Source organism: Zoogloea sp. (genome assembly GCF_028689785.1).
Classification (GTDB): Bacteria; Pseudomonadota; Gammaproteobacteria; order Burkholderiales; family Rhodocyclaceae; genus Zoogloea.
The window spans coordinates 12,617-38,468 of the sequence record NZ_JAQVCN010000031.1; the positions used below are offsets into that span (position 1 = coordinate 12,617).

Consider the following 25,852-nt stretch of genomic DNA (forward strand, 5'->3'; position numbering starts at 1 on the left):
CGCGGGAAGGCCGACGTTTCGCTCGCCACTCCCACACCCCGGGGCACAGCTGAACCAGTGTTGTCGGGCCGGTCTTCTGGCTCGCCTTCATTCAACCCGCTCCGACCTTCCCGGGCCAAAAGCCCAGTGGTGTGTGTGGAGGTGGCGTCAGGCTTACAGCAGCGGGGACTGCGCCGGAATGCCCGGCGAGCCAATACTCGCGGAGGTCACCGGACTTCCCGTTTCACCTTGCCCGCAGACGCGGGGTCGGCACCCGAAATGCCGCGGAGTCTAACCGCCGCCCCCGTCGCACTGCAAGTCCAGGCGCCGCTGCGGTGAGACGGGTTCCCAAGCGCAGATAGTTCATTACAATAACGTCATTGTTCCGCTGGTCTCCCGCTCGCGTCTCGCGTTCTTGATGCACGGGTTTTCGTCCGCCCTTTTCTCGCCTTGATTACCGCCGTGCCTTTCAAGCCTTCTGCCACCCCGCCCGACCTCACTGACCCCCAGCATCCGGCTCTGCCCGGGGCTCCGGCGGCGGACAGTGACGCGTCGAGCCTGGATGCTGATGCGGCGGCATTGCTGGCGGATATCGCGTCTTTCGACATTGAGGCGGCGCGCCGGCGGGTACAGCAGATTGATGCCCGTTACACCGGCATTCGCAGAACACAGGCGGATTTTTCCGGTGCGGCCCGGGATCTGGGTTTTCCTGAAGTCAGTGGGCTGCGTACGCCGGCTGTTTCTGATGTGGGTGCATCCGAGGCGCAGCTCCCGGCACCCGAGCCCGCGGCCCGGTCTGTACTGAGTGGTGGGGTGCTTGAGCAGTTGCGCGATGAAGTCGCCCAGCGTCAGCGTGGTGCCAGCATCGCCTCCCAGGAGGCGGAACGGCTGCGCGAGGGTCTGGATCGTTCGCTGCGCGCTGTGTTTGACTACTGCCGGGATCTCAGCACGCAACTGAACTTCCTGAAGCCCCAGGTGGGGCGCAACTACTACCTTCTCGATTCCGACGATCCCATTCGCAACCTGTCCTGGCAGGAGGGCTATGCCGATTTTCGGACCTGTTCGACCGGTGAGGGCGGCAACATCGAGCGCGTGAGCATGGGCTACACCCTGCACGGGCCGGGGCAGCGCAGCCTGGAGCGCGCCGGAGGGGCAGTCGAACGGCTGCGCCAGATGCTCTTCGACCTGGGGCTTAAATTCGAATGCCAGGAGCGTCGCAACCGCATGCGCGAACTGGAGTCGGCGCTGTTTACCGTGGCCGACGAGATCAGCGTGCAGGTGGTGTGGCGGGCAGATTTCGAGAAGGGTGAAGTGGTGGTGGAGTCCCGCAATCTTGAGCGCCTTGGGTTCGTCACCTTCACCCTCAAGCCCGAGGCCATCTGCCCGAGCCTGCTCGACGAGTTCGGGCGCCTGGTGCTGGGCCGGGAAAACCGTTTCCGCTCCTGTCTGGCCCGCTGAGCACTGCGGAGCCTTGCGGCCCCGGGGAGTGGTCCGCTGTGGTTAGCCCTGGCCCAGCAGGCTGGCTGTAAGGGCTTCGGCAACCCGGATACCATCCACGCCGGCTGACAAGATGCCGCCCGCGTAACCGGCCCCTTCACCTGCCGGATAGAGCCCCTTCACATTGAGACTCTGACAGTTTTCCCCGCGGGTGATGCGCAGGGGCGACGACGTGCGGGTCTCCACACCTGTCAGCACCGCGTCGTACATGTTGAAGCCGCGGATCTGCCGGTCGAAAGCCGGCAGGGCTTCACGCAGGGCGCTGATGGCGTAGTCGGGGAGGGCAGTGGACAGATCGCCCAGCTTCACCCCCGGCTTGTAGGAGGGCTCCACATTCCCCAGGGCCGTCGAGGCCTTGCCTTTCAGGAAGTCCCCGACCAGCTGGCCCGGTGCCTCATAGGTGCTGCCGCCGAGCACGAAGGCACGGCTTTCCAGCTCGCGCTGGAAGGCGATCCCGGCCAGGGGGCCGCCAGGGTAGTCGTCCGGGGTGATGCTCACCACAATGCCGGCGTTGGCGTTGCGCTCGTTGCGGGAGTACTGGCTCATGCCGTTGGTGACTACCCGGTTCGGTTCCGAGGTGGCGGCCACCACGGTGCCGCCGGGGCACATGCAGAAGCTGTACACCGCGCGGCCATTGGATGCGTGATGCACCAGCTTGTAGTCGGCCGCGCCCAGCTCCGGGTGGCCGGCGTGGGGGCCGAGGCGTGCCTTGTCGATGAGGCTCTGGGGGTGTTCGATGCGGAAGCCCACCGAGAAGGGCTTGGCTTCCATGAACACGCCGCGCTCGTGCAGCATCTCGAAGGTGTCCCGGGCGCTGTGGCCAAGGGCCAGTACCACGTGCTTGCTGCGGATCTCCTCTCCACTGGCGGTGCTGACACCAAGCACCTGGCCGTCCTCGATCAGGACGTCGGTGACCCGCTGCTGAAAGCGGATTTCGCCGCCCAGTTGCTCGATCTCGGCGCGCATGGCTTCGACCATGCCCACCAGCCGGAAGGTGCCGATATGAGGCTTGGCCACATAGAGGATTTCAGGTGGCGCGCCGGCCTTGACGAACTCGGTGAGCACCTTGCGGCCGTAGTGCTTCGGGTCCTTGATCTGGCTGTAGAGCTTGCCGTCGGAGAAGGTGCCGGCGCCGCCTTCGCCAAACTGCACGTTGGATTCGGGGTTGAGCGTGTGCTTGCGCCACAGCCCCCAGGTGTCCTGGGTGCGTTCGCGCACGGCCTTGCCGCGCTCCAGCACGATGGGCCGGAAGCCGGCCTGGGCGAGGATGAGGGCGGCAAAGATGCCGCAGGGGCCGAAGCCGATGACCACCGGACGTTCGCTGAAGCCTGGCGGGGCCTTGCCGACAAAGTGATACTCCATGTCGGGCGTCGGCTTCACATGCATGTCGCCGGCAAAGCGCTTGAGCACCGCGGATTCGTTTTTTACCTCGGCATCGATGATGTAGATGAAGCTGAGGCGGACGTTCTTGCGGGCATCGTAGCTGCGCTTGTGAACCTTGAAGCCAGTCAGCGCATCGGCAGGAATGCCCAAACGCTGAATGATGGCGGCGGGGAGGTCATCGGCCGGATGGTCGAGGGGCAGGCGGAGTTCGGAAATTCGCAGCATGGCAGTCATGGCGGGGCAGTTGGCCCCGCAGATGGCGTTCGGGCTGCGATTCTAGCCGGAATCACCGGGGGCGGTGAGCCCTCCCGGTGATCGGATCATGGCATCAGGCCTTGATGGGCACCAGCTCTGGTTCGGCGATCATCAGCATCTGGCGGTTGACCCGTGCGAGCTTCTCCATCTGCCGGGCCACGTTGTACTGGACACGCTCGGTGAGGCGGTCGATGACCCGGCGCATGTCGTCGCCGAGCTCTTCCATCACGAGGGAGCGGTTCTTCATCTGGATGACGATCCGGCACAGCTTGTCAGCACCGCCGCGGGGGCCATTGATGTCGGAGAGGCGAACGGTGACGCTCTGGACCGCGTGGCCGAAGCGGCCGAGGGCGGTACGGATACGACGGCTGGCGTGATTGCGCAGGTTCTTGGCGGCCGGCAGGCCGCGGGCCTTGATCTGGACTTCCATTTTCGTCTCCTGTGTGTATCGAAGTGCTTACTATATTGGTATCAATCAATCAGGTAAAGTCGCATTACATGAAGTATTGTTTCGATATATTCGAAGTGTTACATCTTCCCCCGGGAGCCCTGGATGAACCTCAAGCATCTCTTCTATTTTTGGAAAACGGCTCGCAGTGGCGGTGTGGTGAAGGCTGGCGAGGCCCTTCATGTGACGCCCCAGACCATCAGTGGTCAGATCCGCCTTCTGGAAGACAGCCTGGATACCCAATTGTTCGCTCGGGATGGTCGCGCCCTTGAGCTGACCCCCGCCGGGCGGCTGGCCATGGAGTATGCGGATGAGATGTTCTCCCTCAGCGCCGAGCTGGAGCAGGCCCTGCGCCACTATCCCAAGGGGCGTCCGGTGGAGTTCCGGGTGGGGGTGTCGGATGCGGTGCCCAAGTCGATCGCCTACCGCCTGCTCCGTCCGGCGGTGGACCCGGCTGATCCGGTGCGCATCATCTGCCGGGAATGGCGGCTCGACCGTCTGCTCACCGAGTTGGCCATCCACAAACTGGATCTGGTGATTGCCGACTCCCCCATCCCGCCATCGGTGGATGTGCGCGCCTACAACCATCGGTTGGGAGAGTCGGGTCTGAGCTTCGTCGCAGCCCGGTCTCTGCTGGCGGGGCAGAGCACTGACTTCCCTGCCTGCATGGGCACCCTTCCAACCTTGCTGCCTGGTGAGGATTCGGCGATTCGCCGCAAGTTCGAGGATTGGCTCGATCGTAAGCGGCTGCGGCCGCGCATCGCCGGAGAGTTCGACGACACGGCCTTGATGACGGCCTTCGGGTGTGCCGGCGTGGGGGCCTTTGTGGTGCCGACGGCCATCGAGCAGGAAACCCTGGCCAGCGGTGATCTAGTGGTGCTGGGCCGTGCCGAGGAGGTTCGCATCGAGTATTACGCGATCTCGGTGGAGCGCCGTCTGACCCACCCTTGCGTGCTGGCCATCTCCGACGCGGCCAAGGCCGGTCTGGGCACTATGGAGGGGGGGATGAGGCCATCTGAAGGGCCCCCGGGCGGGTCTGCCTGAGGCCTGCCGGGCAAAAAAAGACCCCTGCTACGAGAGGGCCTCGTGCAGGGGCTAGGGGGTACTGCCAGAGTCGGATCGGGCGGCGCAGCCGCCGGGAGCTCAGCCGTTCTGTTGAATGCCGGCCACCAGCCAGCCGTTGTTGCCGCTGCGGGGCTTGGTGAGGTGCCAGACTTCGTCGATGCCTTCGGGGGCGGCGTTGGTTTCTTCGCGCAGCAGGCCGGTGAAGCGGACGCTGACGATGTAGCGCTCTGCTTCCTCGCTCACATCGATGACCTCGGCGTTGAGGGACACCACGTCGGTCTTCTGACCGGCGGCGCCGTCATCCATCCAGTTCATCTTGATCTCGGCGAACATCTCGGGCGTGGTGTACTCGCGAATATCGTCCAGATTGCGGGCGTCATTGGCGGCCTGCAGGCGGATGAAGTTGACCTTGGCGTTACGCACGAAGGCGTCGGCGTCAAAGTCGGCCGGGATGTTGCCGACAGCTGCCGTGGTGGCAGCCGCCGCAGTTGTCGCTGCCACGGGGGCTGCAGCACCACCGAAAGCCGGGGTGGCGGTGGACGACGGTGCCTTGTCGTAAGTACCCTGGTTGGCGGTGTACTGCATGCCACCGGCGCCCGCACCGGCCAGGGCCGGCTGGTTGGCGGCGGCGCGCTTGCGCAGGAAGAAGCCGATCACGGCGATCACGGCAAAGGCGATCAGGGCCATCATCATCATGGAGGCGAGCTCTTCACCGAACCCCAAGTGGGAAGCCAGGGCGGCCAGACCGATACCAGCGGCCAGGCCGGCCAGGGGGCCCATCCAGGAACGCTTGGGCTGGGCCGCGGGGGCCGCGGCTGCGGCCTGGGAACGGGCTGGGGCAGCGGCCGCGCCAGGCTGTTGGGCCGGGGTGGCTGGGGTGGCGGTGGGGGCCTTGGGTTGGCTCAGCTCCTGGCGTTGCATGCCCGACGATTTGCCACCACCGAAACGCTTGGCGGCATCGGCATCGCCGGCAACGAGGGTCAGGCCCAGCGCCAAGGCGGCGCCCATCAGGGCAAAGGATTTCATTCGTGTCTCCTGTAGTTGGGGGATTCAGCCTGGCAAGGATAATCGGGAGTTCGATTAAATAAAATCAGAATTGTTGGTAGTCTGATTTCGATAAAAATTGAATGTCGAGCAGTTTTCCATGACTGTTCAGGATTGCGGAGCTGGGAAGCGCTTGCAGGGGTCGTCCCGCTGGACGGCCGGGGTGATCCAGAGGTGGGTGTAGGCCCGATGCGGTTCTGCGCTGTGCTCACTTTCCAGAAAGGCGATGTTCAGGATGCGTGTACCCGGACGCAGTTGGGCCAGGGTAACGGGCACGCCATAGTCGGCCCGCACGTGGCCGTTGCCGGCCACCAGGATGGCGGGGCGGTCTTTCAGGGCCGCGACGCCGGTGGCCATGGCGGCATCCCGGGCGCGCTGGGCGAGGCGCATGCCCGGCACGCGGGTGGCGGGGAGCTGGCCGCAGTGATCATCCACCAGATCTTTGTCCAGCGCCATTTGTGCTGTGGCCGGCAAAGGGGCTGCCGTCAGGGTGGTAGCGAGGGCCGGGGGCAGGGCGCTCTCCCCTTCGCGTACCAGGCGGCGGGCCAGGTCGCGGGAGATGTTTGCACCTGCCACGCCGATTGATGCCTGGGCCAGGCCGGCGAAAAGGGGTTCGTGGAGGGGCCACTGCCAGGATCGGGCGTCGAAGCCGGCGCTGCTCAGTTGATCCGCCACCGATGGGCCGTTGGGCGACGCCCAACTCACCCGCTGCCCGTCTTCCAGGTGCTCGGCGGCGATTGAGCTGGGCGCCAGCTCGGCGATCAGGGCCGCCCTGCGTTGGTGGTGATAGGGGTTGTCGTGGATCTCCCCCAGGAGGACGAAGTCACTCTGGCGGGCCTGGGCCAACAGGTCGGCCCGGCTGATCTCCCGGCCGGTGGTGGTGTCGATGATGCGGTCGGCGGCCTGGGCTGCACCGGTCAGGCAGATCAGCAGCAGGGTGAGTCGGAGGTTCATGGTCGGGTGTGCCGTTGGGGCCGGAGCACCGGCAGGTCCTGTATGGACGAGCCGGACGGGTGGGAGTTCAGTGCGGGGTGTCGGTGCCTTCGGGGACATACACGATGGAGCCATCCTTCATGCGGTAGGCGACGCCGGCCTTTTCGCCATCACCGCTGCCGATCGCACCGCTGGCCTTGTAGTGCTCGACTTTTTCGCCTTTCTTGATGGTGATCTCCATGTTCGGCTTGCCGGGGTCGGTGATGACGGTGACGTCCTTCTTGCTGAAGGGGTTCATCAGCGGGTTCTTGGCGATGGTGATGAGCAGGGCGGCGATGACGACCAGGAAGATGTCGATGAGATTGACCACCGACAGGATCGGGTCTTCGGTTTCGGGTTCGTGCAGCAGCTTGAGCGCCATGTTCAGCCCTCCTTGCGCAGACGGGCGATGTATACGATCTCCTCGGCCAGCCAGCGCCGCCGCACATTGGTAACCCAGAAGGTGATCGATGCGGCGATGAGAGCCAGGATGACCGCCGAGAACGCCACCGTGAGGTTGTGGGATACCTGGGCCAGGTCACCGTCCGACAGGGACTTGAGCGCCGGGCCCATGGGAATCATGGTGGCAACCAGACCCAGCATTGGCGTGATGCGGCTGGCGACCCGGGGTGCTTCGAGGATGGTGTGGGCCTGCAGGTCGAGTTCGTCGTCGGTAAGCGAGCGGTTGGCCCGGAAGGCTCGGATCAGCGGCCGACCGCCATCGCTGCGGCGGCGCCAGGCGATCATGGCGAATTCTCCCAGGGACCAGAAGGCAAACAGGAAGAGCACGGCGATGAGGAGGAGGGTGGGCAGCAGGAAGAGCTGCGCCACGTCGTACATGGTGTTTTCGAGGGACTGGTTCATAGTGAAGTTCAGGCGGGTTGGCAGGAGTTAGCGGAAGGCGGAGCGGGCCCGCAGCATGCCGCCCAGGCTTGCCATGGCCACGAGGAATAGCCCCCAGGCGGCATGTGCGGGTACGGGCGGGGCAGGGGGCTCGACCCTGTCGAGGCGCATGCCCTGGATGGGCGGCGGTGGTGCCGGGGCAGGTTCGGGTGCTTGTTCGCCCGAGGGCGCTTCGGCGGCGGGGGGCGGCGTGAGCGGGGAAGGCTGGGGGGTGTTCTGGGCCAGACCGAAGCCGACGAAGGTAGGCAGGGCTGCGTTGTCGGTTTTTACTTGGTGACGCCTGGCCAGCTCACGGTAGCGGGCCTTGAGCTCGTCCACAGTGGCCCTGTCGGCCTTCCAGTAGCCCTGGCGGGCGGCTTCAAGCATGCGTTCGATGCTTTGGGCGAGGGCATGGGGGTTCTGGCGCTCGAACCAGTCCTTGAGGCCGAGTCTGTGCTTGTCGCGCACGTAGACGTCGACGAACTCCTGCCATTGGTCATCGCGCACGATCTCCCGGGCTACGGACTGCCAGCCCGAGAAGTTGTTGATGCCATCGAGCACCTGCAGGGTGCCGGCGTAGCCTTCCTTCATCAGGCCCTGGATGTAGCCGGGGTGGAAGTTGCGGGTGGCCAGCTCCTTGGCCAGGAATCCTGCTGCGCCTTCGACCTTGCCGCCGCCCTGGCCGCGCAGGTTGGAGATGTAGAGTTCCGGCGCTTTGCCATCCAGGTGGCGCACGGCGAGGGCGATGCCGCCCAGGTACTGGAAGGGATCGTCGGTGGTGAGCATGCCGTAGAGGTTGGAGCTGCGGGACAACACCGCGCCTTCGGTGCCCTTGAGGTGGGCGGCGTAGAGGTTCTCGCCCCCGGCACCGGACTGGCCCCATTGGCTTTCGTCAGGGCCGTAGCCGAACTGCATGCGTGACAGATATAGGCGGGCGAGCTTGCGATCACCTTCGGCCTTGCCCTTCCAGGTGTCGGTGGCCAGGGCCGCGTCGTCCAGGCCGGTGCCATAGCGGCCGGACTCGGAGGAGAAGATGCGGGTCTGGGCGGCGTTGGTGGCCTGAGCGTCGGTCCAGCCCCGGGCGCGCAGGGATGCAGCGATGCGGCGGGTGTTGGCGGCCACGGGGTTGTCGGCTTCGTCGGCCTCGGCGGCCAGTTTTGCGGCCTTGGCGAGCAGGCGCATCACGTTGGGAAAGTGGTCGCGGTACAGGCCGGTGGCCGACAGCACCACATCCACCCGGGGTCGGCCGAGGGCTTCCCGGGGTACGAGGCGGACATCGTCTACCCGGCCGCCGGCATCCCACACGGGTTCGACACCCAGTGCCCACAGGGCCTGGGCTTCGAGCAGGCCGAAGTGGCGCATGGTTTCCACCGACCACAGGGTGAAGGTGAGCTTCTGCGGCGTCTTGCCCGCTTTTGCGCGGTGGGTGGCGAGGAGCTGATCGAAGGCCTCGCGGCCGGCAGCCCAGGCGGCCCGGGTGGGCACGCGGGAGGGGTCGAAGCCGTACAGGTTGCGGCCGGTGGGCAGGGCGTCGGGGTTCTTGATCGGGTCGCCGCCGTAGCTGGTGGGAATGTGACGCCCCTCCAGGCCGGCCAACAGGGCTGTAATTTCGGGGCTGGCGTCGAGGGCGGCGTACCACTTGCCGGCTTGCTCTGCGGCGGCGCGGGCCCTGGGGGGCAACGCGGAGATTTCGGCCGTGCCTTGCAGGATGGCCTTCAGGCGACGGTAGGGGGAGGACTCCTTCAGCCGGGTGTAGTCGCCGACGAGGAGTTCGACGGCATCTTCGCCCGGGCTGGCGACGCCTTCCCAGAAGTCCTTGCCAACCATCATCAGTACGGTGGCGATGCGACCGTCTTCGCCGGCACCCTGGCCGAAGGTGTGCAGCCCCAGGGGTTGCGCGGTGCGGGCCAGTTCGTGGAGGTGATCGTGGACCTCGGTGACAAAGCCGGCGAAATCCTTGCCGATGCGCGCCTCGTTCCAGCCCAGGTCCTTGTCGATGTTTTCCTTGCGCACCGCGGCGAGAAACTGGCTGCGGATCTTGTCCTTAACCGCGCCTTCGTCCTGGGTTAGCCAGGCGTGAAGTTGGTCGTGGATGCCGGTGAGGGCGGAATGCAGGCCGGCGGGGGCAAAGGGTGGAGTGAGGTGGCTGATGATGGTGGCACGGCCCCGGCGCTTGGCCTGGGTGGCTTCGCCAATATTGTCCACGATGTAGGGGTAAAGCACGGGCACATCGCCGACGGCGAGCATGGGAAAGTCGGATACGGCGAGGCCGCGCTCCTTGCCGGGCAGCCACTCCTGGCTGCCGTGGGTGCCGTAGTGGATGAAGGCGTCGCTCCGGGCCTGTTCCCGGGCCCACAGGTAGGCGGCCATGTAGAAGTGGGAAGGGGCGGCGCTGGTGGAGTGGTAAAGGGCCTTCTCCTTTTCCTCCCAGCGTTCGCCCCGAGGCGGCTGGGGCAGCAGGGCAAGATGGCCAAGGCGCAGGCGCGGGATGACGAAACCGGGTTGGCCCCGGTGGATCACCACCATGGACGAGCGCTCGGGCTCGCCCCAGCGTTCGTGCAACTGCTTGCGCACGCTGTCGGGCTGGCCAGCAAGCCAGCGCCGGTAGGTGGTCAGGGGCAGATGCTCGGCCAGGTCGTCCCGGAGCAGGGATTCGAGGACGCTGTTGTCACCGGCGGGCTGGTAGTAGGGGGCGAGCAGGCGCTGGAGCGACAGGGTGAGCTCGGTTTCGCCGGGGGTCTCGGTGGTGTAACCGTGGGCCTTGAGGGCGGTGAGGGTGGCCACCAGGCTGCGCGGCAGGTTCATGAACGAGGCGGAGAGGTTCTTCTCCCCCGGGGGGTAGTTCCAGAAGAACAGGGTGACGCGCTTGTCCTTGTTGGCCCGGGTCTGCAGCCGGGCCAGGCGCAGGGCCTTGCCCACCACGGCGTCGGCTTGGGCGGCGATGGGGGCGATCTGGTCGTCGGACTTGCGGGTGGCGGCGGCAATCTGGATGTCGGTGACGCCGGCGTATTCAGCCTGGGCCAGGTAGAAGGGCACGTCCATCAGGGCGACGCCCTGGGGGTCGGCGGCCCACGCGGCCTCGTCGCCCTTGCGGTAGGGCATGGCCTGGACGACGGGGATGCCGAGCTCGGCAAACTCTGTTCTACGGCCCTCCGGGTTGAGCATGATCTGGGTGTTGATCAGGGCGTTGGCGAGGAGCCGGCCGTTTGCCCGCAGCATGCGCCGGACGGCGTCCGGATCCATGACCGGGCTGTAGAAGGGCAGGGCCGTGGCGCCGGCCTTTTCGATGCGCCGGATCAGGTCGTCGATGAATGCGGTCTGCTCGGCGGCGATGTACTGCTGATGGAGGGCGATGGCGATGACCGGGGCGTCGGGGGCGGAGCCTCTCCAGCGCAGGTAGGCGGTGGGGTCGGCGAAGACGAGGCCGGGGTGGTCCGGGTGATAGACGCCGCTCTTGGGAAAGACGATCGGGTCGGGAATACCCGCCGTGGATTTGCCTGCGAGCAGGGCGGCGAGGCTGGCGAGGAAGGCATCGCTGTTGAGCCGGCCACCGTTTACATAATAGGTGTGGAGCCGCCGCGCCACGCTGTCGGGCAGGCCTTGCCAGCGGGGCTGACCTTCGTGCAGCCACAGGTGCGGTGCATGCAGGCCGGGGAGTGCGCTGGCCAGGCGACTCTCTACGAAGGCCTGGAGGTGATCCCGCGGGGTATCGAAGAGCACCAGGTCGTAGCCCTTGAAGAGCGCAGGGCCGGTGTCGGAGGGGAGCTTCTCGGCGAAGCGGGACTCCAGCTCCAGGCCATGCCGCCGGGCGCCTTCGGCCATCTTGAGGAACTTGCCCGGCTGGACCGGGGAGGTGCTGATGACCAGGATGCGCCCGGCTGCCGCCGGCCCGCTCCCGGTGAGCAGGAGCAGGCACAGCACGGGGAGGGCCAGCGCGGCAAGGAAGCGCCGGGGCAAACGGGCTAACGAGTGCATGCTCAGAAGTCCACCTGCAGTGCCGCGCTCAGGTTGCGGCCGGGCTGGGTGTAGAAGGCCGGGCCGGCGTCGGTGGTGCTGAGCGCCACCTGGCGCACGTCGCTCCACACCCAGTACTTCTTGTCGAAGAGGTTGTTGAGGGCAAGGTTGACGCGGGCCTTGGGGTGGATCTGAATGCTCGCGCTGAAGTCCACGATGGCGTAGCCCGGGGTGCGGAAGTAATCCACTTCGCTGGTGTCTACGCGGTCTTTCTTGAGGGCGGCGCGCAGGCGCGCATCCAGGGCGACGGGGCGGCTGGCAAGGCTGCCATCCCAACCCAGGTTGAGATAGAGGCGGGCCGGGTCGATGGTGTTGAGGGGCTGGTCGGCGGAGGTGACATCGCCCTGGGACCAGGCCAGCGCGGTGGCGGTGCGGAAGCCTGCGGGCAGGGCCCAGTTGCCACGCACTTCCAGACCCTGGATGCGCACGCTGGACAGGTTGATGGACTGGTACACCGAGCGCACGGCGTTACCCAGGCAGGCAGGGCTGCTGGCGCTGCTGGGGGTGGAGCAGACCAGCTCGTTGCTGATGAAGTTGCTGTACTTGTTGTGGAAGGCGGCGAGCTGCATGTCCCCGCCAACCAGCTTGAAACGGGTGCCGATCTCGATGCCGGTGCTGGTTTCGGGCTTCAGGTTGGGGTTGGGCAGGCTGGCGTAGTTCTGGGCGGCGTTGTAGAAAAGGCCGTTGACCTCCTCGTAGTTGGGGGCACGGAAGCCGCGTACCACCTGGCCATACACGGAGAGCTCCGGGCTGTGGCGCCACACGGCAGCGAGCTTGGGGGAGATCGCTGAGTGATCCTGGCCGGTGGCGCTGAAGGCTTGATTGCCGATGGTCTTGGCAAGGCCCTCGGGGCGAAGCTTGACCGAGTCGACGCGCAGGCCGGGGGTGACGGTGAGACGATCCAGGCGGATCTCGTCCTGCGCGAAGAGGCCGAGGCTGCTCGATTCGCCAGGCGCAAAATCCCGCAGGGGGTAGGTGTCTCCGGCAAGCGATTTGCCTACGGTGCCAGTGGTCTGGTTGGTGACAACGTAGTCGCGCAGCTCGTCCAGCTTGTGCCGGCGCCAGTCGGCGCCAAGACTGAAAAAGTGATCCAGGGGGCCCGTGCGCAGCCCTTTTTCAAGCTGTACGCCTGCGCCGGTGGTTTCCTGACGGAAGTGGAAGTGCATATCCACCAGGCAGCTATTGGTGCCGCGGGTGGTGCCCGAGCAGCCCGCGGTGGTGGCTGTGCGCTGCTGCAGCGTTGTGTCGTGATTGGCGGCGTTCTGGTGATAGACCGTGAGGAGCAGGCGGTCCACCAGGCCGTCGGTGGGCTTCCACTCCCAGTCCGCCGAGAAGCGCTCGCGGCGGGCATCCTCGCTGCCGCTGGCGCCGCTGACTCGGGGTAGCGATGTGGCGAGACGCAGCAGGGAGGCATCGGCGTGCTGATTGCGGTCTTCGTAGGTGAAGCGGATGCGATGCCCCTGCGCAGGCTTGATGATCAGCTTGGCCAGGGTGCCCCGGGAGCGGGTGTCCTGAGGGTTGGGTTGCTCACGCCCGTTGCTGGTGCCGCCGACCTCACCCCGGTTGTCGAGCTCTTCGCCAGTGCGGCGGGTGACGGCCACGAGGCCCTCGACCATTTCATTACGGCCGGCAAAGTACAAGGTGTTCTGAAAGCTACTGTCGGCCCCGCGCCAGGTGCCCTTGTAGCGGACGGCGCTGTCACGCTGGCCGAGTATGTCCGCAGGGTCCAGAGTGAAGTAGCTGACCACGCCGCCCAGGGCATCGGAGCCATACAGGCTGGATGCGGGCCCGCGAAGCACCTCTGCTCGTTTCAGAAAGTCCATCTCGGGGCTGTCCGAGCTCGCGGTGGTGGCGTTGGACGGACCCCCGCCGCTATAGAAGTCGGGCATGCGTACGCCGTCCACTTGCTGCAGCACCCGGTTGCCTTCGATGCCCCGGATATTCACCGAGCTGGCGCCGAAGCGGCGCAGGTCGCGGGCGACAGCCAAGTCGGGCTCGTCGGCAAACAGGCTGGTCTCGTCGTGGGGCATGCGCCGATCAATGCTCTGGCGATCGACGCTGGTGATGGTGGTCGGTATGGCTTCGACCAGTGCTTCGCTGCGGGTGGCCGAGACGACGACCCGATCGAGGGTGGGGGTGCCTCCCTCGCCGCTGGAGTGGGCGAGGGAGGTGCTTCCGGCAAGCGCTGCACCGATGAGGAGAGAGAGGGGATGCTTTCCGTAGAGGAAGGCGTGGCTGGGCGTGGACACGACAGGAATCTCCAGACGTTGAGGGCATCTGGCTAGCTGGCGTGCGGGTGTCCCGTGGTGGCTGGCTTGACGCTTTTCAGGGCGGTGAAGGCAGGCAGGGCTGCCGGAAGGCGCAATGTACCGAAGCTGATTTATAAATGCAAATCATTATCGTTTACATTTTTGTCTTTCGATCTTAAGATTCAATCCGGTTTCCCTGTTTCCGGAGGTCCATCCATGCGCTCGATGCTTCTGAATGTCTGTGTCCTAGGTCTTCTGCTGACGGGGTTTCTTGCGGCCGGCCCTTTCTGAGGGCGGCTCGCATCCAACAATCGAATTGTTTTCTCTCTGCAAGAAAAGGAAATCCCCGTCGATGTCACGCTATACCGGCCCCCGTTTGAAGGTCATTCGCGCCCTGGGTTGCGAGCTACCCGGTCTGTCCCGAAAATCCATGGGGGAGCGGGACTATCCGCCTGGACAGCACGGCAACCGTCCCCGGCGCAAGTCTGATTTCGGCGTCAAGTTGATGGAAAAGCAGAAGCTGCGAATGAACTACGGACTGACTGAATCCCAGCTCCAGCGCCTCTTCCGTGAGGCCAAGGCATCCAGAGCGCCAACTGGCAACAAGCTGCTCGAGCTGCTTGAGCGGCGGCTGGATAACGTGGTGTTCCGCGCAGGCTTTGCGCCAACCGGGGTGGCTGCGCGCCAACTGGTGAGACACAAGCACGTGCAGCTGAACGGACGTCAGGTGAATATCCCGTCCATCCGCGTCAAACCTGGTGACGTGATCGTGCTCACAGAGCGTGCCCGCAAGATTCCCTCTGTGATTGAGTGCATCGAATTGCCGGCTCTGGCGCAGCCTGAATGGCTGAGTTGCGACGGCAAAAGCTTCAGTGCGACGGTGACCCGCCTGCCGGATGCCTCCGAGGTGCCCTTTCCGGTCGAGGTGCAGCACGTGGTCGAGTACTACGCGGTGCGTATATGAGCACGCGCTGCGACTGCGCCCCGGAGGAGGTGGAGGGTGCCCTGCCGGACTACGAGGCCTGCCCGGAACTGGCCCTGGCGGCCTTGATCACTCTCATGACGAGCTTTCCGTCCCGACGTAGCCCGGCTATCGCCCGTTCGGTGCTGGCCCACCTGGAGGTGATAAGTCGTGATGCGGACCTCGATGCCGTGCTCCGCGAATGCGCGTTGCAGTTGATGGGGCGTTGGGCTGCCCTTGAGCAACTGTGTGAGCCGGAAGGCGCCGTTGTGGCGGGAGGCGTCCGCATCCTCAATTGACAAAATCCTGCCCGAAGACAATACGGGTGTTTAATTATTGATCACAATAGACCGGTGCGGCGCCCTGAAATGGGTGCGACCGGTCTTTTTGCCTTTCATTACACCTATTTTTTCTTCCTACCCATTCAGGGTTATGGCCGACTTTTCGTTCCTTGTCGAATGAATAGGGGCTAATGCCTCACGGTGCCGGTGATCGTTGGGCCGTAGTCTTGGGAAGCCTTGCGCTACGCGACTTTCCGCCGCAAGTGCGGATACCGGCCAGTTACTTGCCGGGATCATTTTCGAGCCGAATCCCTGTAAGGCGCCACCTCGTGGAGAGCCTCACGGAGCAACGACTCCCGGCCGGTCAAGGGCGCAGTCGAGTTGATCTGTGTCAAAATGTCGCCCTTATCGCGGCGTATCCTTCCGCGGAAGCTTGCCGACGGTCCGTTGTTGCGCAGGCAGGGGGGTTTTGTTTTTTTTAAGATGAGGTGACTCACATGCAATCGCAGACTTACAACTATAAAGTCGTGCGGCAGTTCGCCATCATGACGGTGGTATGGGGCATCGTGGGCATGCTGGTCGGCGTTATCGTCGCAGCACAGCTCGTGTGGCCCGAATTGAACGTTGCCGAATGGCTGCACTTTGGACGGCTTCGCCCGCTCCACACCAACGCGGTGATCTTTGCGTTTGGTGGCTGTGCTCTTTTTGCCACGTCGTACTACTGTGTGCAGCGTACCTGCCACACCCGTTTGTTCGCCCCGGGCCTTGCTGCCTTCACCTTCTGGGGCTGGCAACTGGTCATCGTTCTCGCCGCGATCACCTTGCCCCTGGGCTGGACGTCCGGCAAGGAATACGCTGAACTCGAATGGCCGATCGACATCTTGATCACGCTTGTGTGGGTTTCCTACGCAATCGTCTTCTTCGGCACCATCGGCACCCGTAAGACCACCCACATCTATGTGGCCAACTGGTTCTACGGCGCCTTCATCCTGACGGTTGCCCTTCTGCACCTCGTCAATAGCGCCGAAGTGCCGGTCACCCTTGGCAAGTCCTATTCTGCCTATGCGGGCGTCCAGGACGCCATGATCCAGTGGTGGTACGGTCACAACGCCGTGGGCTTCTTCCTGACCGCCGGCTTCCTGGGCATGATGTACTACTTCGTCCCGAAGCAGGCTGGCCGTCCGGTTTACTCCTATCGCCTGTCGGTGGTTCACTTCTGGGCCCTGATCTTCACCTACATGTGGGCGGGTCCGCACCACCTGCACTACACCGCGCTGCCTGACTGGACCCAGTCCATCGGCATGGTCTTCTCCCTGATCCTTCTGGCTCCCTCCTGGGGCGGCATGATCAACGGCATCATGACCCTGTCCGGCGCATGGCATAAGCTGCGTACCGATCCGATCCTGAAGTTCCTGATCACCTCCCTGTCTTTCTACGGCATGTCGACCTTCGAAGGTCCGATGATGTCGATCAAGACGGTCAACGCGCTGTCGCACTACACCGACTGGACTGTTGGTCACGTGCACTCAGGTGCCCTGGGCTGGGTTGCCATGGTCTCCATCGGTGCCATGTACTACCTGATCCCGCGCATGTACGGCAAGACCGAGATGTACTCGACCAAGCTGATCACCACCCACTTCTGGATTGCGACCATCGGCATCGTGCTGTACATCGCCTCCATGTGGATTTCTGGTGTGATGCAGGGCCTGATGTGGCGTGCCACCAACCCTGACGGCACCCTGACCTACTCCTTCGTCGAATCCGTGAAGGCCAGTTACCCGTTCTGGGCCATCCGTGTGCTCGGCGGCGTGCTGTTCCTGACGGGCATGCTGATCATGTTCTACAACATGATCAAGACGATTGCCGGTCAAAAGGCCTATGAAGCTCCGGTGCTGGCACCTGCCGGCGCCCACGCCTGATCGGGAGGAATAATAATCATGGCTCAATCGAATCACGACTTTATTGAACGCAAGGTTGGCTGGCTGATCGTCTTCACGCTGATGACTGTGAGTATCGGCGGTCTGGTGGAAATCGTCCCGCTGTTCTTCCAGCACTCCACGACGACCCCCGTCGAAGGCCTCAAGCCCTACGATCCGGTTCGCCTGGTCGGGCGTGACATCTATATCCGGGAAGGCTGTTACAACTGCCATTCCCAGATGATCCGCCCCTTCCGCGCCGAAACCGAGCGTTATGGTCACTATTCCGTCGCTGGTGAGTATGTGTACGACCACCCCTTCCAATGGGGCTCTAAGCGCACCGGTCCCGACCTGCACCGTGTAGGCGGCCGTTACTCGGACCAGTGGCACCGCATCCATTTGCTGAATCCTCGTGATGTGGTGCCGGAGTCCAACATGCCGGCCTTCCCGTGGCTCGACCGTCCCGTCAAGTCCGATGACATCGAAGCCAAGATGAATGCCCTGCGCAAGGTGGGTGTGCCTTACTCCGACGAGGAAATCCAGGGTGCCCGCAAGGCGCTCGAAGGCAAGACCGAGCTGGATGCTGTTGTGGCTTACCTGCAGGGTCTGGGCACCGCTCTCAAGGCCGGCAAGGCAGCCGCCCCGGTTGTGGAAGCCGCCCCGGCTCCCGCTTCGGCGGCAGCTGATGCTCTCGGCAAGGTCTTCTTCGAAGTTGGCTCCAGCACGCTTCCTGCTGACGCCGCCGCTGCGGTCGACGCGACGGCCAAGTTTCTCCAGGACAAGGCTGACGCGAAGGTCGATGTGACGGGCTACACCGACAAGACGGGGGACGTGGAGAAGAACCTCGAACTCGCCAAGGAGCGTGCTAGGGCTGTTCGCGACGCCCTCAAGGCTGCTGGTGTGGCTGAAGACCGGATCAACATGAAGCCACCGGTCAGCATCACCGGGTCGGGCGACAATGCTGAGGCCCGTCGAGTGGAGCTCAATCCGGGTAGCTGATGCTGCCGGGAAAGACCATTCTGAGAACGAAGGAGCGTGAGCGTGGATATCAATGATGCGCGTACGGTAGTAACTGTCCTGGGCTTTGTATGTTTCATCGGTATAAGCCTCTGGGCCTTCAGTGGGCGTGCGCGAAAGGGGTTCGACGAGGCAGCGCTCCTGCCGTTCAGCGAGGACGACTTGCCGGCTCCCGACGCGGGGCGGCAAACCAAGGAAGGAAATAAAAATGGCTGACTTTGTTAGCGGTTTCTGGAACGCCTATGTGATGGTGCTGGTGTTCCTGAGTATCGGCTTCTGCGTGTTCGTGCTCGTCTCGAACATGACGAAGCGGACCTCCGGGCCGGTGGGCCTGCATGATCACATCTGGGATGAGACCTTGCAGGAGTACAACAACCCCTTGCCCAAGTGGTGGATGTACATGTTCTGGATCACGATCATCTTTGCGATCGTTTATCTGTCCATGTACCCCGGCTTTGGTAACAACCAAGGCAAGCTGGGCTGGTCCTCCGGCAGCCAGTGGCAGGCCGAGCAGAAGGCCGCAGCCGAGAAGTACGGTCCGATCTTTGCGAAGTTCCGTAGCATGGATCTCAATGCAGTTGCGGGTGATAAAGAAGCCAATGCAATGGGCCATCGTCTGTTCCTGACCTATTGTGCCCAGTGTCACGGTGCTGATGCCAAGGGTGCAAAGGGCTTCCCCAACCTGACCGATGCTGACTGGTTGTATGGCGGCGAACCCGAGACGATCCGCACCACGGTGCTGGGTGGTCGCATGGGTATGATGCCCCCGTTCGGCCCGGCGCTGGGGGCTGATGGCACCAAGGATGTCGCCAACTATGTGCGTTCCCTGTCCGGGCTGGCCCACGACTCCCTGCGGGCTCAGCGTGGCAAGGAACTCTTTGCTGCCAATTGTGTGGCCTGTCACGGCCCGGAAGCCAAGGGCACGCCCGCACTCGGCGCTCCGAACCTGACAGACAAGACCTGGCTCTATGGTTCTTCCGAAGCCACCATCATCGAGACTGTGACCAACGGTCGCACCAATCAGATGCCGGCATTCAAGGACTTCCTTGGCGAAGACAAGGTACACTTGCTCGCAGCCTATGTGCTGAGCCTTTCCAAGGGCGCGGCCCCGGCCGAAGAGAAGAAGTAAGTTTCAGGAGGAGTACTTCGTGCTCCTGCTGATCGATTCCCCGGGCACGCCCGGGGAGTTTTTGAACTGTAATATTAGAATATTATTATTTGGCAATCATGAGCCAGCCAGACACCCAGACCTCCAAGAGCGCTGAACCGAAGTCAAAGGCTCCGGCAGAAGCTGAAGATACCCTCTACGCAGTCCGGCAGAAAGTGTATCCCCGTGCCGTCACAGGGCTGTTCGCCACTTGGCGATGGATCCTGGTGTGGGCGACCCAGCTGATTTTCTACGGGCTGTGCTGGTTGCCCTGGGGAGATCGGCAGGCTGTTCTGCTGGACGTGGTTGAGCGCAAGTTCTATATCTTCGGCTGGGTCTTCTGGCCTCAGGACGTGTTCTTCCTGGCCATACTGCTGATTATCAGCGCCTACGCCTTGTTCTTTTTCACCGCAGTGGCGGGGCGCCTGTGGTGCGGCTACGCCTGCCCCCAGACGGTCTACACCGAGATCTTCATGTGGGTCGAAGAGAAGATCGAAGGCAACCGCAGCCAGCGCATGAAGCTGGATGCTGCTCCGATGAGTGGGCGCAAGTTCGGTATCAAGGCTGCGAAGTTTGGTGCGTGGGGTGCAATCTCGTTGTGGACCGGCTTTACCCTCGTGGGCTACTTCACCCCTATCCGTGAGTTGGTTCAGGAAGCCCTGACCTTCAGTTTCGGGCCCTGGGAGCTGTTCTGGATCTTCTTCTATGGCGGTTTTACCTACCTGTTTGCTGGTGTGATGCGCGAGCAGGTGTGCAAGTACATGTGCCCCTACGCCCGCTTCCAGGGGGTTATGTTCGACCCGGACACGCTGGTCATCACCTACGACCCGGAACGCGGCGAGCCCCGCGGTCCGCGCAAAAAGGGGATGGATCCGAAGACCCTCGCCAAGGGAGATTGTGTCGATTGCGGGATCTGCGTCCAGGTCTGTCCGACAGGAATCGATATCCGTAATGGCATGCAGTACGAGTGCATCGGCTGCGCAGCCTGTATTGATGCCTGCGATCAGGTCATGGAGAAGATGAACTATCCGAAGGGGCTCATCCGTTACACCACCGAAAACGCGATGAAGCGCCATTGGGGCATGAAGGAGATCATTGGCCACGTGATGCGGCCGCGGATCATGATCTACGCGGTGGTGTTGATTGCCATCTGTGGCGCCTTTGTGTGGGGTCTGGCAACGCGCTCTACGCTGCGGGTCGATGTGATCAAGGATCGCTCAACCCTCAGCCGAGAAGTCGAAGGGGGCTTGATCGCCAACGTGTACAATCTTCAGGTCATGAACATGACCGAAAAGCCGCGCCGCTTTGCCCTTTTGGCCAGCGGGCTTGAGGGTGTGAAGATTACGCCGTCCGAGCCCTTTGAGGTGGATGCTGCAGGCCTCAGGGCAGTGACGGTGGAGGTTGCCGTTCCGCCGGAGTCCGGTAAACCTGGTTCCAATACGGTCTACATTGAGGTCAAGGCGCTCGATGACGAGACGGTCTCTGTTCGTGAAAAAACTGCATTCCTCATTCCACGATAGAGATTTGACCTCATGAATATGTCCGCAACTGAAGCCAAGCGCAGTCCGATCCCCTGGTACAAGGAGCGCTGGACCTGGCTGCTGATGCTGATGCCCGCGACGGCAATTGTCGCAGGCAGCATCACTCTCTGGCTTGCCATCAAGTCTTTTGACGGGCTGGTGACGGATGATTATTACAAGCAGGGGCTGGCGATCAATCAGACCTTGGCTCGGGCCACGACAGCACAGGATATGGGGCTGGTTGCCCAGGTCCGTTTCTCTGCGGAATCCTTGTCGGTCGAGCTATCTGCCAAACCTGGTGTTGATTTGCCCAACCGCTTGAATGCAACACTGGCTCATCCCACTCGTGGTGGGCTGGACCAGCAGATCGTGCTGGAGCGCAAGGATGGCGCCTATCGTGCTGCCATCCCTGTCGCTCTAAGCACGGCGCACTGGAAAGTTCTACTAGAAGACGAGTCCCGCAGCTGGCGGCTGTCAGGGACCGCATTCCTCCCCACAGAGACCGAGATCAGGATCGATTCAGCCGATCTCAAACCTGTTGATTGACAAGGAGGATGTCATGGCCTGGAAAGAGTTGTTCAGTACCGATATTGGGCTCCTGAGCCTGTTCACCATCGGTTTCGTTCTCGTTATCGGTGGGTATATCTACCGTTTTGCGAAAAATCATATCGCTGAGGACGAAAGACATTCACATAGTTGAGGGGAGGGGCATTGCCCACCCCGGGGGAGCCAGAGCATGTTGAAACTGATTCAGGTCTTGTGGCCGTCGTTTCTGGTAGCGGGTGTTGCCGAAGTTGTCTTTTTTACGGTGATCGCGCCCCAGGAACTTTACCTGTTTGGGCAGCCTGTTTATTTCTCGCCTATCGCCACATATTCCATCGGCTTCTTTGGGTTCTGGCTCGTATGTGCCGGATCAAGTCTGATGACGCTCTTCTTTCAGCGAACCTCCGCTGAGATCAATCAGAGCACTTCCGACTAGCAGGGCGCCGCAGCCAGGGATCATGCTGGCATAAGAAGCAATAAGGCCTCGCAGTAGCGAGGCCTTATTGCTTCTGCCGGGTGTTGCAACGTTAGCGATAGACGAGTACCGGGATCTTGCTGTGGGTCAGTACTTTCTGGGTTTCGCTGCCCAGAAGCAGGCCGCTCAGGCCGCGTCGGCCATGGGATGCCATGAAGATCAGGTCGCACTTATTGCGCTCGACGGCTTCGATGATGGCTTCGTAGGGAACTTCACTGACCTGGGTGTCGGCGGACGAGGAAACGCCTGCGGCCTCTGCAGCCGCTCGGGCTTTGGCCAGGATACGCTCGGCCTCCAAGGTGGCCGCGCGACTGAACTGTTCGGGGGTTGTGGGGTCGATCAGGGCACCTTCCCCGTAGATCGGCATGGGGAAATCGGGCTGTGCATAAAAGAAGGTGATACGGGCACCCGCTTCGCTGGCGAAACTGACTGCTCGTGCGACCGTCGAATCAGACAGCTCGGAACCATCGGTGGGAACGAGAATGTTCTTGAACATTGAGTTGCTCCTGCTTGGGTCTGGGTGCTTCCATTATAGGGTCCGTGCTCATTGTACTTGGCTTGACCAATGTCAATCAGGGCGCACTAAGGCAAGCTCAGGATTCAAAACATGGAGTCCGATGTTCAGGATGTGTATTCCGCATCAAGACTTTCAGGAGTGATCATTATGACCCGTCACAGCGCCGCGCCATCCCTTGATCTTGCGCGCAAGTCGATTCAGCAGTTCCATGATTCTGTGGAGTCGTCTATCGATCCTCTCGGCATGGCTGCACCCTTGGTGCATGCCCAGTTGGCCTGGGCCGCGCATCCCCAGGAGCTGGCGCAGGCTCTGGCCAAGGTGTCCTCCAGCCTGTGGGAGCTACAGTGGCACAGCTGGCGACGCATGCTGGGTTTGCCTAGTGCGGATCCTGTGAAGCCCCACGGCGACGACACGCGATTTACCGATCCGGTGTGGGCCGAGTCGCCGACCTGGGATCTCTCCAAGGAGTGGTACCTGGTGCTGACCCGCCACATGCAGGACATGCTCTATGAAACCCCGGGGCTCTCCCAGAAGGAGAGACGCCGCGCGGCGTTCTGGTGGCGCAACTGGCTGAACGCCGTCGCCCCGTCGAATTTTCTGTGGACTAATCCGGTGGCCATGCGTTTGGCCGTCGAGTCGAAGGGGGAGAGCCTGGTGCGGGGCTTTCGCAATTTCCTGGCTGACATGGAGGCTGGGAACATCCGCATGACTGACCCCGATGATTTCAAGGTCGGGCAGAACCTTGCTACGACGCCGGGCAAGGTAGTGTTCCGCAATCGATTGCTGGAGGTGCTCCATTACACCCCCACATGCAAACGCGTGTACCAGACGCCCATCGTCATCGTTACTCCGTGGATCAACAAGTTCTACATCCTCGACCTCAATCCGAAAAAGAGCATGATCCGTTTTCTGCTTGATCAGGGGTTCGAGGTCTTCATCACCAGCTGGAAGAACCCGGGCGAGGAGATGCGTGACGTTAGCTTTGACGACTATCTCGTCGAAGGCGTCCAGGCCCTGGTGGACACGGCGCGGGGGCTGACCGGTGCGGCCAAGGTTCATGCGGTTGGCTACTGCATTGGTGGTACGGCCCTGAGCACCTATATGGCGTGGGCCAACCGGCATTTTGCTGCGGAGGACGTGCCGGTCGCCCACTTCACGCTGTTTACTACGCTGGTGGATTTCCACAAGCCGGGCGATATCGAGGTTTTCGTGGACGAGGGCAGCATCCGCTTCATCACCCAGAACATGGCGCGCAAGGGCTACCTGGATGGCGCGGAGATGGCCTCGTCTTTCCGGCTTCTGCGTTCCAACAGCCTGATCTGGCATTACGTCGTGCATGGTTGGCTGTATGGCGAAACTCCACCGCCGTTCGACGTGCTGTTCTGGAACATGGATACCACACGCATGCCCTACGCCATGCACGCCTGGTATCTGCGGGAGCTCTATCTGCACAATAAGCTGATCGAGAAGGATGCTCTCACCGTGGCCGGGGAGCCCATCGACCTCGGTGCCATCGTTCAGCCTGTGTACGCCGTGTCGGCGGAGGACGACCACATCGCTCCCTGGCGGCAGACCTTCCGTACGATGAATTACGTGGCGGGCTCGAAGCGTTTCGTGCTGTCGAGTTCCGGGCACATCCTGGGGATCGTCAATCCCCCGGTCAAGCCGCCGAAAAGGCAGTACTGGGTGGCACCGGCACGGTGCAGCGACACCGCCGAAGGCTGGCGTGGCGCAGCTGTCGAGAACGCGGGCAGCTGGTGGGATGACTGGATGGCCTGGCTCAAGCCCCAGGCAGGCGAGATGGTGGAGCCGGCCCCCGTTTCAAGCAAGGCCTATCCGGCCTTGGCGGATGCGCCCGGCACCTACGTGCTTGAGCCCTGAGCTCCGGAGGAGGCCGGGCAGAGGATCTGCCAGGCCTCCAGGTGGTGCTGAAGGGTGAAGCGGGCATTCGCCGGGCTGGTGGATGGCAGCCGGTGCAGGCTGCACGACAAGGCCGGCAGGGCCGGTGTTACGAAGCGCCGAAACGCCGTTTCGGCGGCTGAGCCGTTGAAGAATATCCGCCGCACGCCCGGGTGGGCAGCTAGGAATGTGACGAAATCGTTGGGCGTAATGCTGGAGGAGATTATGCTGCTGTCAAGGCTGCCGTGTCGTTCGCAGCTCTGAAGTACATCCCACAGGGCGAAGCCCGCGCCGGTCAGCTTGTCGAGGCGTGCAGGATAGGGCAGGTCGGGGCCGGCCCCCACGAGGGTACCTAGAATTTTCCAGAAGTGATTTCTGGGATTCGCATAATATTCGCCCGCACGCAGCGACGCGTCGCCGGGCATGCTACCAAGGATCAAGGTGTGGGCGTCGTGGGCTGCGGCAGGTGGAAAGCTGTGGATCAGGGCCATAAGGTGGATGAAGGTGCCTGTGTCCGATGAGCGAAAATCGCCGGATATCACTTTTTGCGCTATAGAACAGCGAGGGGGCGCCGTTGTTTACCCCTCACAAACCGGTTACGGAGCCAGGAGCAAGGCATGAAGCAGCGCGCTCACGTGCTGATCGTTGATGATCAGGCGGACAATCTGTTGATCCTGGAAGATGTGCTTTCCGAGCAGTACGAGGTGCACCCTGCCAGCAGCGGTCTGGATGCCTTGCGCTACCTGGCCGGTGGGGGCGTCGCTGATCTCATTCTGCTCGACGTGATGATGCCAGAGCTTGACGGCTTCGAGGTGTGCCGGCGTCTCAAGTCATCCGAGTCCACCCGCACCATTCCCGTCATGTTCCTCACCGGGCTGGACCGGCCCGAAGATGAGGAGCTGGGCTTTTCGTTGGGGGCGGAGGACTTCATCCACAAGCCAATCTCACCGGCAGTGGTCATGGCGCGGGTGCGTACCCACCTGGCCCTGTCCCGGGCCACCCGGGCGTTGGAACGGCGCAATGCCGACCTCGAACTGCTGGTGGCAGAGCGGACGGCGGAAATCAGCGAGCAGTCTCGGCGTCTTGTATCCAGCAAGCAGGAGGTCATTGCCGCCCAGGCCGCCACCATTACTGCTTTCTGTGCTCTGGCCGAAGCCCGCGACAATGAAACGGGCAATCACATCCGGCGTACCCAGCACTATGTACGCATCCTCGCCGAGGCGCTGTGTGATCACCCGCGCTTCAAGGCCGAACTCGATGAAGACATCATCCAGCTGCTGTTCAAATCAGCTCCGCTGCATGATGTGGGCAAGGTGGCCACCCCGGATGCCATCCTCCTCAAGAAGGGCAAGCTCACCCCCGAAGAGTGGGTGATCATGAAGCAGCACTGCGAGTACGGTCGCAACGCCATCCTCCAGGCCGAAAAGGCCCTGGGCGAAGCCGCTGATGCCTCCTTCCTGCGCTATGCCGCGCAGATCGCCTACGGGCATCATGAGCGCTGGGACGGGACGGGCTATCCGCAGGGAGTAGCGGGGGACGCGATCCCTCTGTCGGCCCGGCTCATGGCCGTGGCAGATGTTTACGACGCGCTCATTTCCCGCCGGGTCTATAAGCCGCCCTTCTCCCACGAAACGGCCCTGGCCATGATCGTGGAGGAGAGGGGCAGCCACTTCGATCCGGACATCGTGGACGCGCTGATCCGGGTGGCGAGTCAGTTTGCCGCGATTGCCCGAAACTTCCGTGACGAGCCCGACCCAGAAGAGCCCGCCCCCTGAGCTGGAGGCTGCG

The 25,852-nt window shown here is 63.0% G+C and carries 24 protein-coding genes, 1 pseudogene and 1 riboswitch; of the genes and pseudogenes, 15 read left to right on the top strand and 10 right to left on the bottom strand.

All coding sequences use genetic code 11. From position 1 onward, the window contains the following. Positions 1 to 48: 48 nt before the first annotated feature. Positions 49 to 272: riboswitch (cobalamin riboswitch) on the bottom strand. A gap of 169 nt (positions 273 to 441) precedes the next feature. Beyond that, positions 442 to 1,437 carry a hypothetical protein gene (locus tag PHI64_RS14025; protein WP_299883836.1) on the top strand — a complete coding sequence of 332 codons (996 nt, stop codon included), beginning with the start codon at positions 442 to 444 and terminating at the stop codon, positions 1,435 to 1,437. 42 nt (positions 1,438 to 1,479) lie between these two features. Here PHI64_RS14025 and PHI64_RS14030 read toward each other — a convergent pair whose 3' ends face one another. Both PHI64_RS14030 and PHI64_RS14035 read right to left on the bottom strand, forming a co-directional pair. Beyond that, entirely contained in the window at positions 1,480 to 3,084 is a 1,605-nt protein-coding gene (locus tag PHI64_RS14030) for an NAD(P)/FAD-dependent oxidoreductase (protein WP_299883838.1), read from the bottom strand. Between the two features lie 103 nt (positions 3,085 to 3,187). Beyond that, positions 3,188 to 3,544, bottom strand: coding sequence for an HPF/RaiA family ribosome-associated protein (locus PHI64_RS14035; RefSeq protein ID WP_299883840.1), 357 nt, complete (start codon positions 3,542 to 3,544; stop codon positions 3,188 to 3,190). 123 nt (positions 3,545 to 3,667) lie between these two features. On the opposite strand from PHI64_RS14035, the gene nhaR reads away from it, so the two are divergent. Further along, the gene (gene nhaR / locus PHI64_RS14040) at positions 3,668 to 4,606 is read left to right on the top strand and encodes a transcriptional activator NhaR (RefSeq protein ID WP_299883842.1); all 939 of its coding nucleotides are present in this window, start codon (positions 3,668 to 3,670) and stop codon (positions 4,604 to 4,606) included. 99 nt (positions 4,607 to 4,705) lie between these two features. On the opposite strand, the gene PHI64_RS14045 is transcribed toward nhaR, so the two are convergent. From PHI64_RS14045 to PHI64_RS14070, 6 genes are all read right to left on the bottom strand, one after another. Next, complete coding sequence (locus PHI64_RS14045; protein WP_299883844.1) at positions 4,706 to 5,653, bottom strand: Tim44 domain-containing protein; 948 nt, start codon at positions 5,651 to 5,653, stop codon at positions 4,706 to 4,708. 126 nt (positions 5,654 to 5,779) lie between these two features. After that, the gene (locus tag PHI64_RS14050; RefSeq protein WP_299883846.1) at positions 5,780 to 6,625 is read right to left on the bottom strand and encodes a ChaN family lipoprotein; all 846 of its coding nucleotides are present in this window, start codon (positions 6,623 to 6,625) and stop codon (positions 5,780 to 5,782) included. 67 nt (positions 6,626 to 6,692) lie between these two features. After that, on the bottom strand, positions 6,693 to 7,025 hold the full coding sequence (locus tag PHI64_RS14055; protein ID WP_299883848.1) for a DUF2149 domain-containing protein: 333 nt from the start codon (positions 7,023 to 7,025) through the stop codon (positions 6,693 to 6,695). A gap of 2 nt (positions 7,026 to 7,027) precedes the next feature. Next, positions 7,028 to 7,507 (bottom strand): MotA/TolQ/ExbB proton channel family protein, encoded by a 480-nt coding sequence (locus PHI64_RS14060; RefSeq protein WP_299883850.1) that lies wholly within the window; start codon positions 7,505 to 7,507, stop codon positions 7,028 to 7,030. Between the two features lie 27 nt (positions 7,508 to 7,534). Next, complete coding sequence (gene cobN / locus PHI64_RS14065; protein ID WP_299883852.1) at positions 7,535 to 11,500, bottom strand: cobaltochelatase subunit CobN; 3,966 nt, start codon at positions 11,498 to 11,500, stop codon at positions 7,535 to 7,537. Positions 11,501 to 11,502: 2 nt separating this feature from the next. Then, complete coding sequence (locus tag PHI64_RS14070; protein WP_299883854.1) at positions 11,503 to 13,788, bottom strand: TonB-dependent hemoglobin/transferrin/lactoferrin family receptor; 2,286 nt, start codon at positions 13,786 to 13,788, stop codon at positions 11,503 to 11,505. Between the two features lie 352 nt (positions 13,789 to 14,140). Between PHI64_RS14070 and rpsD the strand changes: the two genes are divergently transcribed. The 11 genes and pseudogenes from rpsD to PHI64_RS14125 all read left to right on the top strand — a co-directional run bounded on the left by rpsD (position 14,141) and on the right by PHI64_RS14125 (position 21,609). Then, a complete protein-coding gene (rpsD, locus tag PHI64_RS14075) occupies positions 14,141 to 14,752 on the top strand; it encodes a 30S ribosomal protein S4 (protein WP_299883857.1) in 612 nt (203 codons plus the stop codon). Beyond that, a complete protein-coding gene (locus PHI64_RS14080; RefSeq protein ID WP_299883858.1) occupies positions 14,749 to 15,048 on the top strand; it encodes a hypothetical protein in 300 nt (99 codons plus the stop codon). Before rpsD ends, PHI64_RS14080 begins: the two co-directional genes overlap by 4 nt. Positions 15,049 to 15,527: 479 nt before the next feature. Then, complete coding sequence (ccoN, locus tag PHI64_RS14085; protein ID WP_299883860.1) at positions 15,528 to 16,949, top strand: cytochrome-c oxidase, cbb3-type subunit I; 1,422 nt, start codon at positions 15,528 to 15,530, stop codon at positions 16,947 to 16,949. A gap of 18 nt (positions 16,950 to 16,967) precedes the next feature. Further along, positions 16,968 to 17,579: pseudogene (gene ccoO / locus PHI64_RS14090) on the top strand (cytochrome-c oxidase, cbb3-type subunit II); the annotation flags it as partial. Positions 17,580 to 17,594: 15 nt separating this feature from the next. Then, entirely contained in the window at positions 17,595 to 17,945 is a 351-nt protein-coding gene (locus PHI64_RS14095; RefSeq protein ID WP_299883904.1) for an OmpA family protein, read from the top strand. Positions 17,946 to 17,987: 42 nt separating this feature from the next. Next, positions 17,988 to 18,179, top strand: coding sequence for a cbb3-type cytochrome c oxidase subunit 3 (locus PHI64_RS14100; RefSeq protein ID WP_296568123.1), 192 nt, complete (start codon positions 17,988 to 17,990; stop codon positions 18,177 to 18,179). Next, positions 18,172 to 19,092, top strand: coding sequence for a cytochrome-c oxidase, cbb3-type subunit III (gene ccoP / locus PHI64_RS14105; RefSeq protein WP_299883863.1), 921 nt, complete (start codon positions 18,172 to 18,174; stop codon positions 19,090 to 19,092). The genes PHI64_RS14100 and ccoP overlap by 8 nt, the downstream gene beginning before the upstream one ends. A 98-nt stretch (positions 19,093 to 19,190) precedes the next feature. Continuing rightward, the gene (gene ccoG, locus PHI64_RS14110; protein WP_299883865.1) at positions 19,191 to 20,630 is read left to right on the top strand and encodes a cytochrome c oxidase accessory protein CcoG; all 1,440 of its coding nucleotides are present in this window, start codon (positions 19,191 to 19,193) and stop codon (positions 20,628 to 20,630) included. 12 nt (positions 20,631 to 20,642) lie between these two features. Further along, complete coding sequence (locus tag PHI64_RS14115) at positions 20,643 to 21,176, top strand: FixH family protein (RefSeq protein ID WP_299883867.1); 534 nt, start codon at positions 20,643 to 20,645, stop codon at positions 21,174 to 21,176. Positions 21,177 to 21,189: 13 nt separating this feature from the next. Further along, complete coding sequence (locus PHI64_RS14120) at positions 21,190 to 21,330, top strand: DUF3149 domain-containing protein (RefSeq protein ID WP_299883869.1); 141 nt, start codon at positions 21,190 to 21,192, stop codon at positions 21,328 to 21,330. 36 nt (positions 21,331 to 21,366) lie between these two features. After that, complete coding sequence (locus PHI64_RS14125; protein WP_299883871.1) at positions 21,367 to 21,609, top strand: hypothetical protein; 243 nt, start codon at positions 21,367 to 21,369, stop codon at positions 21,607 to 21,609. 91 nt (positions 21,610 to 21,700) lie between these two features. On the opposite strand, the gene PHI64_RS14130 is transcribed toward PHI64_RS14125, so the two are convergent. Continuing rightward, a complete protein-coding gene (locus PHI64_RS14130) occupies positions 21,701 to 22,144 on the bottom strand; it encodes a universal stress protein (protein WP_299883873.1) in 444 nt (147 codons plus the stop codon). Positions 22,145 to 22,312: 168 nt separating this feature from the next. Here PHI64_RS14130 and phaC point away from each other — a divergent pair, with 168 nt between their 5' ends. Beyond that, a complete protein-coding gene (phaC, locus tag PHI64_RS14135) occupies positions 22,313 to 24,046 on the top strand; it encodes a class I poly(R)-hydroxyalkanoic acid synthase (RefSeq protein WP_299883875.1) in 1,734 nt (577 codons plus the stop codon). Here phaC and PHI64_RS14140 read toward each other — a convergent pair. After that, the gene (locus PHI64_RS14140; protein ID WP_299883877.1) at positions 24,028 to 24,555 is read right to left on the bottom strand and encodes a DNA-deoxyinosine glycosylase; all 528 of its coding nucleotides are present in this window, start codon (positions 24,553 to 24,555) and stop codon (positions 24,028 to 24,030) included. The genes phaC and PHI64_RS14140 overlap by 19 nt on opposite strands. Before the next feature lie 126 nt (positions 24,556 to 24,681). On the opposite strand from PHI64_RS14140, the gene PHI64_RS14145 reads away from it, so the two are divergent. Further along, positions 24,682 to 25,839, top strand: coding sequence for an HD domain-containing phosphohydrolase (locus PHI64_RS14145; RefSeq protein WP_299883879.1), 1,158 nt, complete (start codon positions 24,682 to 24,684; stop codon positions 25,837 to 25,839). The last annotated feature ends 13 nt before the right edge of the window (positions 25,840 to 25,852 follow it).

What these genes read in the sequence shown, in the direction of transcription:
- PHI64_RS14030 (WP_299883838.1), bottom strand. Translation starts at nt 3,084, where the DNA reads ATGCTGCGAATTTCCGAACTCCGCCTGCCCCTCGACCATCCGGCCGAT.
- PHI64_RS14035 (WP_299883840.1), bottom strand. Translation starts at nt 3,544, where the DNA reads ATGGAAGTCCAGATCAAGGCCCGCGGCCTGCCGGCCGCCAAGAACCTG.
- nhaR (WP_299883842.1), top strand. Translation starts at nt 3,668, where the DNA reads ATGAACCTCAAGCATCTCTTCTATTTTTGGAAAACGGCTCGCAGTGGC.
- PHI64_RS14045 (WP_299883844.1), bottom strand. Translation starts at nt 5,653, where the DNA reads ATGAAATCCTTTGCCCTGATGGGCGCCGCCTTGGCGCTGGGCCTGACC.
- PHI64_RS14050 (WP_299883846.1), bottom strand. Translation starts at nt 6,625, where the DNA reads ATGAACCTCCGACTCACCCTGCTGCTGATCTGCCTGACCGGTGCAGCC.
- PHI64_RS14055 (WP_299883848.1), bottom strand. Translation starts at nt 7,025, where the DNA reads ATGGCGCTCAAGCTGCTGCACGAACCCGAAACCGAAGACCCGATCCTG.
- PHI64_RS14060 (WP_299883850.1), bottom strand. Translation starts at nt 7,507, where the DNA reads ATGAACCAGTCCCTCGAAAACACCATGTACGACGTGGCGCAGCTCTTC.
- cobN (WP_299883852.1), bottom strand. Translation starts at nt 11,500, where the DNA reads ATGCACTCGTTAGCCCGTTTGCCCCGGCGCTTCCTTGCCGCGCTGGCC.
- rpsD (WP_299883857.1), top strand. Translation starts at nt 14,141, where the DNA reads ATGTCACGCTATACCGGCCCCCGTTTGAAGGTCATTCGCGCCCTGGGT.
- PHI64_RS14080 (WP_299883858.1), top strand. Translation starts at nt 14,749, where the DNA reads ATGAGCACGCGCTGCGACTGCGCCCCGGAGGAGGTGGAGGGTGCCCTG.
- ccoN (WP_299883860.1), top strand. Translation starts at nt 15,528, where the DNA reads ATGCAATCGCAGACTTACAACTATAAAGTCGTGCGGCAGTTCGCCATC.
- ccoP (WP_299883863.1), top strand. Translation starts at nt 18,172, where the DNA reads ATGGCTGACTTTGTTAGCGGTTTCTGGAACGCCTATGTGATGGTGCTG.
- ccoG (WP_299883865.1), top strand. Translation starts at nt 19,191, where the DNA reads ATGAGCCAGCCAGACACCCAGACCTCCAAGAGCGCTGAACCGAAGTCA.
- PHI64_RS14115 (WP_299883867.1), top strand. Translation starts at nt 20,643, where the DNA reads ATGAATATGTCCGCAACTGAAGCCAAGCGCAGTCCGATCCCCTGGTAC.
- PHI64_RS14120 (WP_299883869.1), top strand. Translation starts at nt 21,190, where the DNA reads ATGGCCTGGAAAGAGTTGTTCAGTACCGATATTGGGCTCCTGAGCCTG.
- PHI64_RS14125 (WP_299883871.1), top strand. Translation starts at nt 21,367, where the DNA reads ATGTTGAAACTGATTCAGGTCTTGTGGCCGTCGTTTCTGGTAGCGGGT.
- PHI64_RS14130 (WP_299883873.1), bottom strand. Translation starts at nt 22,144, where the DNA reads ATGTTCAAGAACATTCTCGTTCCCACCGATGGTTCCGAGCTGTCTGAT.
- phaC (WP_299883875.1), top strand. Translation starts at nt 22,313, where the DNA reads ATGACCCGTCACAGCGCCGCGCCATCCCTTGATCTTGCGCGCAAGTCG.
- PHI64_RS14140 (WP_299883877.1), bottom strand. Translation starts at nt 24,555, where the DNA reads ATGGCCCTGATCCACAGCTTTCCACCTGCCGCAGCCCACGACGCCCAC.
- PHI64_RS14145 (WP_299883879.1), top strand. Translation starts at nt 24,682, where the DNA reads ATGAAGCAGCGCGCTCACGTGCTGATCGTTGATGATCAGGCGGACAAT.